Source organism: Pseudomonas petroselini (assembly GCF_045037875.1).
Taxonomy (GTDB): Bacteria; Pseudomonadota; Gammaproteobacteria; order Pseudomonadales; family Pseudomonadaceae; genus Aquipseudomonas; species Aquipseudomonas petroselini.
Window position 1 is genome coordinate 5,933,322 of record NZ_CP173614.1, and the last position, 14,537, is coordinate 5,947,858.

Sequence of the window (14,537 nt, forward strand, 5' to 3'; positions counted from 1 at the left end):
GCTACCGACCCAGCGTTTGACCAGCGTAAAAAAGCCGCAAGGCCGGAATAATCCAGGCTTGCGGCTTTGGGTGACGGCGATCAGCGCGCGGTGATTTTCCACGCCCGGTGGATCTTCGCGTTACGCGCGAAATCCGGGTCGAGGGTCTTGTCGCTGATTTCCTCGACCGAATAGCGCTCGCTGAGGTTGTCCTCGAGCACAAACTTGCGGAAGTTGTTCGAGAAATACAGCACGCCACCCGGCGCCAGGCGGGCCATGGCCAAGTCGAGCAACTGCACGTGGTCGCGCTGTACGTCGAAGATGCCTTCCATGCGCTTGGAGTTGGAGAAGGTCGGCGGGTCGATGAAGATCAGGTCGAACTCATCACGGCTGGCCTCCAGCCACGCCATCACGTCACCCTGCTCCAGACGGTTCTTGTCGGAGAAACCGTTGAGGGAGAAGTTGCGACGCGCCCAGTCCAGGTAAGTCTTGGACAAATCGACGCTGGTAGTGCTGCGCGCGCCGCCCTTGGCCGCGTGCACACTGGCGGTGGCGGTGTAGCAATACAGGTTCAGGAAGCGCTTGCCGGCCGCTTCCTTCTGGATGCGCATGCGCATCGGACGGTGGTCGAGGAACAGGCCGGTGTCCAGGTAGTCGGTGAGGTTGACCAGCAGCTTCACGCCGCCTTCGCTGACTTCAGTGAACTTGCCCTGGGCGCTCTGGCGCTCGTACTGCTTGGTGCCGCTCTGACGCTCGCGACGCTTGACCACCACACGGCTCTTGTCGATGTTCAGCGCCTGGGGAATCGCCGCCAAGGCATCGAACATACGCGCGGAGGCTTTTTCCGGGTCAATGGACTTCGGTGCGGCGTATTCCTGTACATGGACCCAATCGTGGTACAGGTCGATGGCCATGGAATATTCCGGCATGTCGGCGTCGTACACACGGTAGCAATCCACGCCTTCACGCTTGGCCCACTTGCCCAGCAGCTTGAGGTTCTTCTGCAGGCGGTTGGCAAACATCTGCCCGCCTTCGCTCAGGCGCGCCTGCTCGACCACCGGTGCCGGGGCGGGTTTGATCGGGTTGCCGTTCTTGTTGTACTGACGCTCTTGCGGCTCGACCGGGGCTTGATCGTAAGCGGCTTGCTCACGCTCGGCCTGGCGCTGCTCCGGGGTGCGACGCTCGCCGGTGACGAACTGGTCAGGGTTGACCTTGATCAGCAGCAATTTGCACGGCAACGCGCCGTTCCAAAACGAATACTGTTTGTGACTGCGAATGCCCATGCGCTTGCCCAGGTCCGGCGCGCCGGTGAACACCGCCGCCTCCCAGCCCATGCACGCCTGGCGCAAACGTTCGCCGAGATTCTGGTAGAGGTACAACAGGCTGGCTTCGTCACCCAGGCGCTCGCCGTACGGCGGGTTGCAGATGACCAGGCCTTTCTGGTTCTGGTCCGGGCGCGGCTCGAAGGTACCGACTTCGCCCTGGTACACCTTGATCCAGTGGCTCAGGCCGGCGCGCTCAATGTTGTTGCGCGCGGGTTGGATCAGCCGAGGATCAGCTTCATAGCCACGCACCCACAGCGGCGGCTTGTTCATGCCGATGGCCGCGCGCTCAGTTGCCTCAGTGTGCAGCTTCTTCCACAGCGCCGGGACGTGACCGAGCCAGGTGGTGAAGCCCCACAGTTCGCGATTCAGGTTGGGCGCCATATCGGCAGCGATCATCGCGCCTTCGACCAGGAAGGTACCGACGCCGCACATCGGGTCGGTCAGCGCGCCGCCTTCGGCAGCAATGCGCGGCCAGCCCGAACGAATCAGGATCGCGGCGGCCAGGTTTTCCTTCAACGGTGCCGCGCCCTGCTGCAGGCGGTAGCCACGCTGATGCAGGCTGTGGCCGGACAGGTCGAGGGACAGGATGGCTTCGCCACGGTCCAGGCGCAGGTGGATGCGCAGGTCCGGGTTGATCTTGTCGATGGACGGGCGTTCGCCGGTCGGGGTGCGCAGCTTGTCGACGATCGCATCCTTGACCTTCAGCGCGCCGAAGTGGGTGTTGTCGATGCCAGAACCGTGGCCGCTGAACTCAACCGCCAGGGTGCCATCCGGCACCATGTGGTCAGCCCACTCGATATCCAGTACGCCGTGGTAGAGGTCTTCGGCGTCCTTCATCGGGAAGCGCTTGAGCACCAGCAGCACGCGGTTGGCCAGTCGCGACCAGAGGCACAGGCGGTAGGCGGTCTCCATGTCGGCCATGCCGCGCACGGCCGAGGTGTGCTCGCGGGCTTCCTCAAGGCCAAGCCCGACGGCTTCCTCGATCAGCAGGCCTTCGAGGCCCTTGGGGCAAGTGAGGAAGAGTTCAAAACGGTCCGACATGGGGCAATCCAGGCTTTTCAGCAATAAATGAACGGGCGACGCATCGCCGGTTCGGTTTTCAATCAAGCACTTTTCTTGAAGAGTGCTCGCGTGGCACGAATGTGCCGTCCCACCCCGTCTAACGAGCCCTTGGACCTTTATCGACGGGGCAGAGAGAGAATTTGCAGCAACAAAAAGAAATATTCCGACCCTTCGTCGAATAATAACCGACTGCAACGGGCGGGCATTCTCACTAAAGGATTAAACCCATCCTCTTTGCAGGGTGCATCATAGCTGGCTTTGCCCAATAAAAGGGGCGAAAAGCCATCCCAGCTTATGGCTATAGCATCGTTATCGTTACGTGCTTATGACAAAACGATCATTGAATCCATGTGACCTATTGGTTAGAACTCAACACAGGTTGGCGCCGTAACGACGCCGACACCTAGGCTCGCCACGCCGGCAGCGAGCCCACCAACGGCAGAAAAACTCTGCCCGGCCTCAGACGAGGCCGAAGGATATCAAGACAGTCAACAAGTGAGGGAAACACCCTATGAGAAGACTTAAGCGTGATCCGTTGGAAAGAGCATTTTTACGCGGATATCAATATGGCGTTCATGGCAAATCCCGTGAGCTTTGCCCATTTACTCTACCGTCGGTACGCCAAGCCTGGATCAACGGCTGGCGAGAAGGACGCGGCGACAACTGGGACGGTATGACTGGCACTGCGGGCATCCACAGACTCAACGAACTTCACGCCGTCGGCTAATCAAGGGCAATACATTCCGACACCACCACGAATATGTAACGACTTAACCACGCACGCCCTATCCAGGCGGCGGGCTTCGGCCCAGGGGCTCCTTTTAAGGAGCCCTTTTTAATGGGCGCTGTTTAGGGTTTCTCAGGCTTTGGGCAGGGCTGCAATCGCATCCACCGACTGGCGAATCAGTGCCGGCCCCTTGTAGATAAAGCCGGAGTACAACTGCACCAGGCTCGCGCCGGCAGCAATCTTCTCCGCCGCGTGCTTGCCTTCGGTAATGCCGCCGACCGCGATGATCGGCAAGCGCCCGGCCAGCTCGGCAGCCAGTACCTTGACGATATGCGTGCTCTTGTCACGCACTGGCGCACCCGACAGGCCGCCCGCCTCGTCGCCATGGGCCAGGCCTTCGACACCGACGCGGCTGAGGGTGGTGTTGGTGGCGATGACTGCATCCATGCCGGAATCGACCAGGGCCTGGGCCACGAGCACGGTTTCTTCGTCGCTCATGTCCGGGGCAATCTTGATTGCCAACGGCACGCGCTTGCCATGGCGCACGGCCAGGTCTTCCTGGCGCTGGCGCAGAGCTTCGAGCAATTGCTTGAGCGAGTCGCCGAACTGCAGGCTGCGCAGGCCCGGGGTATTGGGTGAGCTGACGTTAACGGTGACATAGCTGGCGTGGGCGTAAACCTTGTCCAGGCAAATCAGGTAATCATCCACTGCACGCTCAACCGGGGTATCGAAATTCTTGCCGATATTGATGCCCAGGATGCCCTTGTACTTTGCCGCTTGAACCCGCGACAACAGATGATCAACGCCCAGGTTGTTGAACCCCATGCGATTGATGATCGCCTCGGCTTCCGGCAGGCGGAAGATACGCGGCTTGGGGTTGCCCGGTTGTGGTCGCGGGGTCACGGTGCCGATCTCGACAAAGCCGAAACCCAACTGTGCAAAACCATCGATGGCCGCACCGTTTTTATCCAAGCCAGCCGCGAGCCCGACCGGGTTGGGGAAATCGAGCCCCATCACCGATACCGGCACCTTTGCCGGTGCCTTGGATACCAGGCCATTGAGCCCCAGGCGACCACCGGCACCGATCAGGTCCAGGGACAGATCGTGGGAGGTTTCCGGGGAGAGTTTGAACAACAGCTGGCGGGCCAGGGTATACATGGGCGGGCTAGACTCGGATGGCGGCGAAAGGTGGCGGCGATTATAGCCGGGGTGATAGGGAGCGTGCGAGGCGTGAACCTCAATCGTCAGTAGCGATGCGCAACCAGTTGCTCATAATACGCCCAGATTTTCTGTGCATACTGCATGCGCAACGCCTCACGCTCGGGCCCGGCCCCCGTCCCTGCGTTATAGGAACCTACCGCTGTCCAGTTGTAGCCAAAGCGCTGGATGAACTCGGCGAGAATCGAGGCGCCCACCTCCACCGACAGGCAGGGCTCATTGAGCAACCGATCTTCGGTAATGCCCTGCTTGAGCAGGCGAGGCAAGTGGATACTGTTGATCTGCATCAGGCCGATGTCTCGGGTGCCATTACGGTTGGCATGATTCATCGCTTGCGCCCGATAACCCGACTCTACGGCGGCGATCGCTTGCAGTAACTCCGGCTCGATATTGTAGTGACTGGCCGCCTCCTCCCAGCAATAGGCCAGCGCCTGGTTGCTGGTCATCATCACACTCAACACCCAGCCCTTGCTCCAGAACCTAGCCACGGGTTACCGAACCACGCTTTAACCCGCCATGGCTGACTTGGCCGCATACCGAGCACACATGCGCCCTATGACCCGGTGCATGCCCTTCGACGCTCACCGGGCAGGTAAAACGGTAGCCACGACCGTATATCGTCTTGATAAACCCCTTGTCGGCGCCAAGGTACTTGCGCAGCGAATATATGCAGCGTGTCAGTGACTCCTCGGCGACCTCCCCCTGGGGCCAGGCCAGCTCCAACAACCGATCCTTGGTCATCAAAACGCCCTCGGACTCCAGCAGCAATCGCAACACCTGCAGTTCCTTGGGCGGTAACTGGTCGTCCGAACCCTCGCCGACCAGGCGACCATCGTCATGCAAGGCCCAATGCGAAAAAAACAGGGTAATGGCCGTCCCTCCATTATCCATGACAGCCATTACCACCTCGACCTCCGACGACTGACATTGAAGACCCCATTTCCATTTCTGGCTCAAGTACCGATGTCACGACTATATAGAGCCTGCCTCGCCGCTCACGTTAGGAAAAGGCTCATACGCGCAGCGCTTTTCAAAGTCATGTTGTAAGACGTTTCGCTATTCACCTGATGCAGGTGCGAGATCACGCTCCGTCCGTACAAATGCACGTTGAACACGGTCGTATTGTGCAGCCGTCAAGGGGGGTGGCCCTGCGCGCTCGACCGCGTCCTTCAACTCGCCGCCCACGGCTCTGGCCTGGACCACAAATAGCCGCACTTGAGCCGGACGCCCTCGCCCTTCTGACTTGCGGTTAAACGCGCCCAGCCATAGGCGCCTGCCTGGAGGTAAACGCACCACACTGTTGACACCCACTCGCCCCACCGCCGTGTTTTTTTCACGCCCCTGCGCCTCACTCATCTGGCGTCCGTCCTGAACCTCAAGGCGCATCTCGATCTGGTTAGCCTCGGCAAAACGCGGCAGTACGCTGACCTGGGTGCCATAACGCACAGGTTTCCAGTCAGTTCGGTCACTTCCGGGAGGTGGCATATAGAACGTGTGGTTATCTTGAAACACCGCGGGGACGTTCTCCTGGGTGAGAATCACCGGCAATGTCGCCACCGTCGCCCGCCGCCGACGCTCCAATGCGCCGATGCTGGCCATCAAGTGACTGTCGTCCACGGGCGCCAGGACACGCGTGGTCGAAGTGTTGGTGTCGTCGCCCCAGTCCATGCCCAGCTTCTTCAGTTCGTCGCGCTCCAGATCCACCAGCCACAGCGAGACTTCGATCGATCGCTTAGGTATGTCGAGTTCCGCCACCAGTTTCTGGATGAAACTCACCTGCGCCGGCTTGCCCTTGATCAGTAGGCTGTTGCTATCCGGGTAGGCAATCACGCCAAGGCTCTTGTCGGCCAGCATCCCCTGATGCTCACTGGCCAGCAGGGTTTCGATCATCGACGCCATCCCGGGTACGGTGACCGGGCTGTCGCTCGTGCCGTACTGTCGGTCGGCCACATCGGTATTGAGCACCTGCACTACGCCAAAAGCCTGCTTGCCCACCCGCAGATCGGCCCTTTGCCGGTCCATCAATTGGGTCAGGCGCAGCACTTGGTCGACATAGTTTGGTGGGCCGGACACATAAAATGTGCGCACTCCACTTTCACGTAAGGGATAGCGTGACTCATCGAGACCCGATCGGCGCATGAGGCTACGCAGCCTGTCGACGGAAATATGCCGCAAGGTCACCGCAGAGCTTTTCGCCTCGTCAGCGTCATAGACATAGAGCGCTTGACCGTCGCTGTACCAGATCAACCCTTGTTGCAGTGCAAGCGCCTCCAGGGCCGGCTGCGGCGTCTCGAAATCAAGCGCTGCGCTGACGCGTTTGCGCGCCACCGCGGCGCTGACAACGATGGGCAACCCCAGCGGCTCCGACAGGGCCGTGAACACGGTATGCAGGCTTTCGTCCTGCGCCTGGTAAAGCTCGCCCCAGACGAGCGCACTTTCCGACACCAGCACGGCAAGCAACACGGCAAACAATAACCGACGGCACAGCCAGAGGCGGGGCATCGTTGCAATGAAGTCGGCGTACACCGGGGGGGATTCCTGGGCAGTCTGGCATTGAGAGTGCCGCCATACTGAAAGGCCGCCCGGTTTCAATCTTGATGGAAAGTTGATGGCTGCCCGAGGCGCACCGCCCGTGGCATGTGCCTTGCTATGAACTCAGTATCAGAGCACGCACCAACGGCGGCGCGAGCTGACAGACAAAGGCGTCGTTACCCGCAGTGGCTTACATCGCCATCTGGGGGAACGACGCTTTTTTTTGAATGAATAGGTAGGTGTAGATGAACGATTCGGTTGGCAACAGCCCGATGAACGACCCGCTGGCCTGGGTCAACGGCAGTGATGCCCCGGAAAAGAGCAGCCTCGACCTCGGCTTCATGGCCCTGAGCGACTGCGCCTCGATGGTGGTGGCAGCCACCCAAGGGTTCGCTCAACCTTACGGCCTGACCCTGAACCTCAAGCGTCAATCGTCCTGGGCCAACCTGCGCGACAAACTGGTCAGCGGCGAACTGGATGCCGCCCACAGCCTGTACGGGTTGATCTATGCCGTGCACCTGGGCATCGGCGGCGTCGCGCCCACCGACATGGCCGTACTGATGGGACTCAACCAGAACGGCCAGAGCATCAACCTGTCCCACGGTTTGCAGCAGCAAGGGGTGATCACTCCTGAGGCGCTGGACCGTCACGTGCACCAAAGCCGAACAAAACTGACCTTCGCCCAGACCTTTCCTACAGGCACCCACGCCATGTGGCTTTATTACTGGCTGGCGAGCCAAGGGATTCACCCGTTACAGGATGTGGACAGCGTGGTGGTGCCGCCACCGCAAATGGTGGCGCACCTGCAAGCCGGGCGCATCGATGGGTTTTGCGTCGGGGAACCCTGGTGTGCCAGCGCGGTAAAGCAAAACCAAGGATTTACCTTGGCAACCACCCAGACGATCTGGCCGGATCATCCGGAAAAAGTGCTCGGTTGCACCCAGGCGTTTGTCGAACAGTACCCCAACACCGCGCGTGTACTGGTGATGGCGATCCTGGAAGCCAGTCGGTTTATCGAAGAGAGCAGCGAAAACCGCCGCTCCACCGCGCAATTGCTCAGTGGCCGCGAGTACCTCGACGCCCCGCTCGATTGCATCGAACCGCGCCTGCTGGGCGCCTATGACGACGGCCTGGGCAACCGGTGGCAGGATCCGCACGCCCTGAGGTTTTTTGCCGGTGGTGACGTCAACCTGCCCTACCTCTCCGACGGCATGTGGTTCATGACCCAATTCCGACGCTGGGGCCTCTTGCGCGAAGACCCCGACTATCTCGGTGTCGCACGCCAGGTGCAGCAACTTGGGCTTTATCGCCAGGCCGCCGAGGCGCTGGGTATCACCACGAAAGACCAGGACATGCGCAGCAGCCAACTGATCGACGGCAAAATCTGGGACGGTTCCGACCCCGCCGGCTATGCCCGCAGCTTCCGCCTGCATGCCCTGGCCGATCACACCCACCGCCAAGCCTTGCGCTGACAGGAGGACGTCCATGCTGCGAATCCTGTTAATCAACGACACCCCGCGCAAGGTCGGCCGTCTCAGGGCAGCGCTGATCGAAGCCGGTTTTGAGGTGATCGATGAGTCCGGCCTGACCATCGACCTGCCCGCGCGCGTCGAAACGGTGCGCCCGGATGTCATCCTGATCGATACCGAGTCACCGGGCCGCGATGTGATGGAGCAAGTGGTCCTGGTCAGCCGCGATCAACCTCGGCCCATCGTGATGTTTACCGACGAACACGACCCGAACGTGATGCGCCAGGCGATCAAGTCCGGCGTCAGCGCCTACATCGTCGAAGGTATCCAGGCCCAGCGCCTGCAGCCGATCCTCGACGTGGCCATGGCTCGCTTCGAAAGCGACCAGGCCTTGCGCGCCCAACTCCAGGCGCGGGACCAACAGCTCGCCGAGCGCAAGCGCATCGAGCTGGCCAAGGGCATGCTGATGAAAATGAAGGACTGCAACGAGGAAGAGGCGTACACGCTGATGCGCCGCCAGGCCATGAGCCGCCAGCAGAAGCTGATCCAGGTAGCGGAGCAGATTATCGCCATGAGTGAGTTGCTTGGCTGATTTGGCGCAGCTCTTGCTAAGTAAACATCACAGGTAGCCAACGGCGGTTGCCCCTCCACGACAAAGACGTCGCACACCCGGTTTGCCCTCGCGAACCCGGTGGCGGCGTTTTTTTGTTTTGGCCCCGGAAACGGGGCCGGTGGGGCGGCCTTAGCCGGCTGTTCCATCACCAGGCCTTCTTACAAGACTCCCAACCGTTGAGGTGCGTGATGAAATCAAGCTTCTGGAAATCCGGGCACACCCCGACCCTGTTTGCCGCCTTCCTGTATTTCGACCTGAGTTTCATGGTCTGGTACCTGCTTGGCCCACTGGCAATCCAAATTGCCGCCGACCTGCACCTCACCACCCAGCAGCGCGGCCTGATGGTGGCGACGCCGATTCTAGCCGGCGCGGTGCTGCGCTTCTTGATGGGCATGCTCGCGGACAAACTGTCGCCCAAGACCGCCGGCATGATTGGACAGGTGATAGTCATCTGCGCCTTGTTCGGTGCCTGGAAACTGGGCATCCACAGTTACGAGCAAGCCTTGTTGCTGGGCGTGTTCCTGGGCATGGCCGGCGCGTCGTTTGCGGTTGCACTGCCGCTGGCGTCCCAGTGGTACCCGGCCGAGCATCAGGGCAAAGCCATGGGCATCGCCGGTGCAGGTAACTCCGGCACGGTGTTCGCCGCATTGCTGGCGCCGGTATTGGCCGCCGCATTTGGCTGGAGCAACGTCTTCGGCTTTGCCTTGATCCCACTGGTGCTGACCCTGATCGTCTTTGCCTGGCTCGCCCGCAACGCCCCTGAACGGCCCAAAGCCAAGTCCATGGCCGACTACTTCAAGGCGCTCGGCGACCGTGACAGCTGGTGGTTCATGTTTTTCTACAGCGTGACCTTCGGCGGCTTTATCGGCCTGGCGAGCGCTCTGCCCGGCTATTTCAACGACCAGTACGGCCTGAGCCCGGTGACCGCCGGCTACTACACCGCCGCGTGCGTGTTCGGCGGCAGCCTGATGCGCCCACTGGGCGGCGCCCTGGCGGACCGTTTCGGCGGGATCCGGACCCTGTTGGGCATGTACAGCGTAGCGGCGATCTGCATCGCGGCGGTGGGTTTCAACCTGCCGAGTTCCTACGCGGCGCTGGCCCTGTTCGTCTGCACCATGCTCGGCCTGGGGGCAGGTAATGGCGCGGTGTTCCAACTGGTGCCACAGCGTTTTCGGCGTGAGATCGGCGTGATGACCGGCCTGATCGGCATGGCCGGCGGCATCGGCGGCTTCGCCCTGGCGGCGGGCATGGGTGCGATCAAACAAAGCACCGGCAGCTATCAAATGGCGCTGTGGCTGTTTGCCAGCCTGGGCGTGTTGGCCTGGTTTGGCCTGCATGGCGTGAAACGTCGCTGGAGAACCACCTGGGGCTCGGCCGCTGTGACGGCTGCCCGCGTCTGATGAGCCTGCAGCTGAGCGTCGCCCAGGCCAGTGCCATCGGCCCACGCACGGAAAACCAGGACGCGCTGCGGGTGGTGACGCCTGTGGCCGAACTGGCGGCCAGCAAAGGCTACCTGTGCGCCATCGCCGACGGCGTAAGCCAGTGTGCCGATGGTGGCTTGGCCGCGCGCTCGACCTTGCAGGCGCTGGCCTTGGATTACTACGCCACGCCGCAAACCTGGGGCGTGGCCCAGGCCCTGGAACGTTTGCTACTGGCACAGAATCGCTGGTTGCAAGCCAATGGGGGTGGCCAGCCCTTGCTGACCACCCTCAGCGCCCTGGTGTTTCGCGGCCAGCGCTTTACCCTGGCGCATGTTGGGGATTGCCGGGCGTATCGCTGGCTGGACGGTGAGTTGCAGCGCATCAGCGAGGATCACGTCTGGGAACAGCCGGGCATGCAACACGTGCTGAAGCGCGCATTGGGCCTGGACCAGCACCTGGTGCTGGACTTCCTGGATGGCCAATTGCGCGAAGGCGAGTGCTTCCTGCTGCTCAGTGACGGCGTGTGGGCAACCCTGGGCGATCGCAGCATCAGCGCCATCCTGCGCGAACAAACGGACTTGGATCTGGCGGTCAACACGCTAGTGAACGCCGCGCACCTGGCGGGCAGCCAGGACAACGCCAGCGCCCTGCTGGTGCGCGTGGACACCCTCGGCGCGGCCACGTTGGGCGATGCGCTGGTGCAATTACAGCAATGGCCACTGCCGCCAGCCTTGAAGGCCGGACAACGTTTTGAAGGCTGGCAGGTAGAAACCGTGCTGGCGCAAAGCCGACAGTCGTTGCTGTACCGGGTGCGGGATGCCCAACAGCAACCCTGGCTGCTGAAAACCCTGCCGTTGAGCCGCGACGATGACAGCGACGCCGGCCAGGCGTTGTTGTCGGAGGAGTGGTTTTTACGACGCGTCGCCGGGCGGTCCTTTCCTGAAGTCCATCCCGCCAGCGGGCGTCAGCATTTGTACTACGTCATGCGCGAATACCCAGGGCAAACCCTGGCTGAAGTGTTCAAGCAACAGGGTACGTTGCCCCTGGCGCAGTGGCAGTCCATTGCCGAGCGCTTGCTGCGGGCGGTGGGCATGCTGCATCGACGGCAAATCCTGCACCGCGACATTAAGCCGGAGAACCTGCTGCAAGGGGACGACGGTGAACTGCGGGTGCTGGATTTCGGCCTGGCCTACTGCCCCGGCCTTTCGGAGGACCGCGCTCACGTACTGCCTGGTACGCCGAGCTTTATCGCACCCGAGGCATTCAATGGTGACCCTCCTACCGCTCAACAGGATTTATATAGCGTCGGCGTCACCCTCTATTACCTGCTGACCGGGCATTACCCCTACGGTGAGATCGAGGCCTTCCAACGCCCCAAGTTTACCCAGCCGGTCAGCGCCAGCCGTTATCGCCCCGACTTGCCGGATTGGCTGCCGCTCAGCCTGGAGCAAGCCGTGGCCGCCCAGCCTGAGCATCGATATGAAACCGCCGAGGAATGGTTGCTGGTGCTGGAACAGGCAGACCGCCAGGAACTGAGCATCCGGCCCAGGCCTTTGCTGGAGCGCGAGCCATTGAAAGTCTGGCGGACCCTGGCGCTGGCTTCGCTGCTGATCAATCTGGTGTTGCTGTATTCACTCTTTCACCGCTGATGTCATCTCTACACGAGGGAAAACACATGAACGCAAAAGTCTGGCTGGTGGGCGCAGGTCCCGGTGACCCAGAACTGTTGACCCTCAAGGCCGTACGGGCCATGCACGAAGCCGATGTGGTGCTGATCGATGATCTGGTCAACCCGGCCGTACTGGAACATTGCGCCGGGGCACGAGTGATCACCGTCGGCAAACGCGGCGGCTGCCGCTCAACGCCGCAAGACTTTATTCACCGCCTGATGCTGCGCTATGCCCGTCAAGGCAAGTGCGTGGTGCGCCTGAAGGGCGGCGACCCATGCATTTTCGGGCGCGGTGGCGAAGAAGCTGTTTGGCTGCGTGAACGAGGTGTCGAAGTGGAGTTGGTTAACGGGATTACGGCGGGGCTGGCGGGCGCGACGAATTGCGCGGTTCCGCTGACGTTGCGCGGCGTAAGTCGTGGCGTGACCCTGGTCACAGCGCACACCCAGGACGACAGCAGCCTGAATTGGCGTGCACTGGCAGAGGGCGGGACCACCTTGGTGGTGTACATGGGCGTAGCGAAGCTGGAGGAGATCCGTCAGCAATTGCTCGACGGCGGGATGGCGGCGGATATGCCGGTGGCGATGATCGAAAACGCATCGCTGCCCCAACAAAGGGAATGCCGCAGCGAGCTGTCCCGGATGTATGAAGATGCACAGGCATTTGCCCTGAAGAGCCCCGCGATCCTGGTGATCGGCCGTGTTGCCGCCGCCGAACAGGCCGCCTACCTCGCAGAAGCCGTACGCGCCTGAGGCAAATTGCAGGCGAAAAAAAGCCCGGCCTAAGCCGGGCTTTTTTCTACCACTCAGTAATTACTGAGCTTGAGCTTCAACCGACGCTTCTACGCGACGGTTAACAGCACGACCAGCTTCAGTTGCGTTGTCAGCAACTGGGCGGGATTCGCCGTAACCTACTGCGGTGATGCGGCTTGGAGCAACGCCATCTTTAACCAGGACTTGCTTAACAGCGTCAGCACGACGCTGGGACAGCTTCTGGTTGTAAGCGTCTGGACCTACGGAGTCAGTGTGACCAGCAACTTCTACGTTGGTAGCTGGGTACTGAGCCATGAAGTCGGCCAGGTTTTTCACGTCGCCGTAGCTGTTAGGCTTAACAACCGACTTGTCGAAGTCGAACTTAACGTCCAGCTCAACACGAACAACCTGAGCAACTGGAGCTTCTGGCTCTGGAGTTGGCTCTGGAGCTGGTGCTGGGGTAGGAGCTGGAGCAGCTGCGCCAGCGTTACCGCCGAAGTTCACGCCCAGGCCGACCAGTGCGGAGTAATCCCACTTGCCGTTGTCCAGACCGTAGTCAGCTTCAACACCGGCACGAGCGTACAGGTTGTTGGTGAAGTAGTACTTCACGCCAGTACCAACGGTAGCGAAGGTAGTCTGGTCGCGACCGCTGTGGCCGTCAGCCTGAACGTTGGTACGGCTCTGGTGGCCGAAACCGCCTTCTACGTATGGACGCAGGCTGTCTACGCCAGCTTGACCGAAGTGATACTGGGCAACCAGGCTGCCGGTATCGCCTTTGATCTTCTGGTTACCAGTACCGTCGTTCGAACGGGTGTGGTTGGTTTTGTCGTAGGACAGGTTCAAGGACAGGTCGTCGGTCAGGAAGTAACCGATGCGAGCGCCAGGATTGAAGCCGTCTTCGATGTGCTTAACGCTATCGTTGTACTGCTTCTTGTAGAACAGCTCGCCTTCAACTGCGCCTTGGCCTTGTGCCAGAACGCCGAAAGAAGTAGCGGCAATAAGAGAACCAATGGCCAAGCCCAAGGTGTTTTTCAGTTTCATCCGTTAAATCCCCATCTGGTGATTGTAAAGCAGTCCCACAAACCGGGGGACAACTCGGCGACAAGTCTAACAGAACTTGCCTACACGTAAGAGATATTTGCCACGCACTAAGTTTCAGTCTCGCCCGCAAATTTCTCACGTAATTTATCAAGAGCACGTTTGTAACGCATTTTTGTAGCACTCAAACCCATGTGCATGATGTCGGCGATTTCCTGAAATTCCAGCTCTGCGACAAATCGTAGCACCAGAATTTCCCGGTCAATCGGATTCACATACACCAGCCAGCGATCGAGTCCGCCCTTCTCCTCGGGTGCCGGCGCCTTTTCTTCAGACGCCTCCTCAAGGGGGTCCAGACTCAAAGCGTCCATCAAGCGACGCTTTCGCCGTTCCTTCCGATACTGCGTGATGCACTCGTTGTACGTGATGCTGTACAGCCAGGTCTTGAACTTCGATTTGCCCTCGAAGTTCTTCAGGCCGTACAACACCTTGAGCATCACTTCCTGACAGACATCATCCGCATCTCTATCGTTCCCTAAATACCTTGAACAAACGTTGAACAAAGTGCGTTGATATCTGCGCATCAATTCTTCGTACGCGCGAGTTACGTGAAACAGCTCCGTGTGCGCACGCGCGACCAACTCCTCATCAGAGAGCTCACGGGGGTCATAGCGCGTGGACAGCGTTTGGGCTTTATTCAAAACAAGTCGTGCCGACAGTCAGGTCAATGTCCG

13 protein-coding genes are annotated in these 14,537 nt (G+C 60.5%); 6 read left to right on the top strand and 7 right to left on the bottom strand.

What is annotated here, in order from left to right:
• Positions 1-80: 80 nt before the first annotated feature.
• Positions 81-2,345 carry a bifunctional 23S rRNA (guanine(2069)-N(7))-methyltransferase RlmK/23S rRNA (guanine(2445)-N(2))-methyltransferase RlmL gene (gene rlmKL / locus ACI512_RS27295; RefSeq protein ID WP_236379497.1) on the bottom strand — a complete coding sequence of 755 codons (2,265 nt, stop codon included), beginning with the start codon at positions 2,343-2,345 and terminating at the stop codon, positions 81-83.
• 532 nt (positions 2,346-2,877) lie between these two features.
• Here rlmKL and rmf point away from each other — a divergent pair.
• The gene (rmf, locus tag ACI512_RS27300; protein WP_002553055.1) at positions 2,878-3,093 is read left to right on the top strand and encodes a ribosome modulation factor; all 216 of its coding nucleotides are present in this window, start codon (positions 2,878-2,880) and stop codon (positions 3,091-3,093) included.
• Positions 3,094-3,225: 132 nt separating this feature from the next.
• Here the strand turns inward: rmf and ACI512_RS27305 are convergent, their stop codons facing one another.
• The 4 genes from ACI512_RS27305 to sctC form a co-directional block, all read right to left on the bottom strand.
• A complete protein-coding gene (locus tag ACI512_RS27305; protein ID WP_236379498.1) occupies positions 3,226-4,251 on the bottom strand; it encodes a quinone-dependent dihydroorotate dehydrogenase in 1,026 nt (341 codons plus the stop codon).
• Between the two features lie 86 nt (positions 4,252-4,337).
• Positions 4,338-4,760, bottom strand: coding sequence for a transglycosylase SLT domain-containing protein (locus ACI512_RS27310; protein ID WP_279615280.1), 423 nt, complete (start codon positions 4,758-4,760; stop codon positions 4,338-4,340).
• 31 nt (positions 4,761-4,791) lie between these two features.
• On the bottom strand, positions 4,792-5,211 hold the full coding sequence (locus tag ACI512_RS27315) for a winged helix-turn-helix domain-containing protein (protein WP_064052651.1): 420 nt from the start codon (positions 5,209-5,211) through the stop codon (positions 4,792-4,794).
• A gap of 156 nt (positions 5,212-5,367) precedes the next feature.
• On the bottom strand, positions 5,368-6,813 hold the full coding sequence (gene sctC, locus ACI512_RS27320; RefSeq protein WP_236379503.1) for a type III secretion system outer membrane ring subunit SctC: 1,446 nt from the start codon (positions 6,811-6,813) through the stop codon (positions 5,368-5,370).
• Positions 6,814-7,088: 275 nt separating this feature from the next.
• On the opposite strand from sctC, the gene ACI512_RS27325 reads away from it, so the two are divergent.
• The 5 genes from ACI512_RS27325 (at position 7,089) to cobA (ending at position 12,765) form a co-directional block, all read left to right on the top strand.
• The gene (locus ACI512_RS27325) at positions 7,089-8,315 is read left to right on the top strand and encodes a CmpA/NrtA family ABC transporter substrate-binding protein (RefSeq protein WP_236379499.1); all 1,227 of its coding nucleotides are present in this window, start codon (positions 7,089-7,091) and stop codon (positions 8,313-8,315) included.
• Positions 8,316-8,328: 13 nt separating this feature from the next.
• Complete coding sequence (locus tag ACI512_RS27330) at positions 8,329-8,904, top strand: ANTAR domain-containing response regulator (protein WP_015885342.1); 576 nt, start codon at positions 8,329-8,331, stop codon at positions 8,902-8,904.
• Positions 8,905-9,113: 209 nt separating this feature from the next.
• On the top strand, positions 9,114-10,325 hold the full coding sequence (locus ACI512_RS27335; RefSeq protein ID WP_043205751.1) for a NarK/NasA family nitrate transporter: 1,212 nt from the start codon (positions 9,114-9,116) through the stop codon (positions 10,323-10,325).
• A complete protein-coding gene (locus ACI512_RS27340; protein ID WP_236379500.1) occupies positions 10,325-11,995 on the top strand; it encodes a bifunctional protein-serine/threonine kinase/phosphatase in 1,671 nt (556 codons plus the stop codon). Before ACI512_RS27335 ends, ACI512_RS27340 begins: the two co-directional genes overlap by 1 nt.
• Before the next feature lie 26 nt (positions 11,996-12,021).
• The gene (cobA, locus tag ACI512_RS27345) at positions 12,022-12,765 is read left to right on the top strand and encodes a uroporphyrinogen-III C-methyltransferase (protein ID WP_015885345.1); all 744 of its coding nucleotides are present in this window, start codon (positions 12,022-12,024) and stop codon (positions 12,763-12,765) included.
• Between the two features lie 60 nt (positions 12,766-12,825).
• Here cobA and ACI512_RS27350 read toward each other — a convergent pair whose 3' ends face one another.
• A complete protein-coding gene (locus tag ACI512_RS27350; protein WP_015885346.1) occupies positions 12,826-13,806 on the bottom strand; it encodes an OmpA family protein in 981 nt (326 codons plus the stop codon).
• Positions 13,807-13,913: 107 nt separating this feature from the next.
• Positions 13,914-14,504 carry an RNA polymerase sigma factor SigX gene (sigX, locus tag ACI512_RS27355; protein WP_003175518.1) on the bottom strand — a complete coding sequence of 197 codons (591 nt, stop codon included), beginning with the start codon at positions 14,502-14,504 and terminating at the stop codon, positions 13,914-13,916.
• Positions 14,505-14,537: the final 33 nt, after the last annotated feature.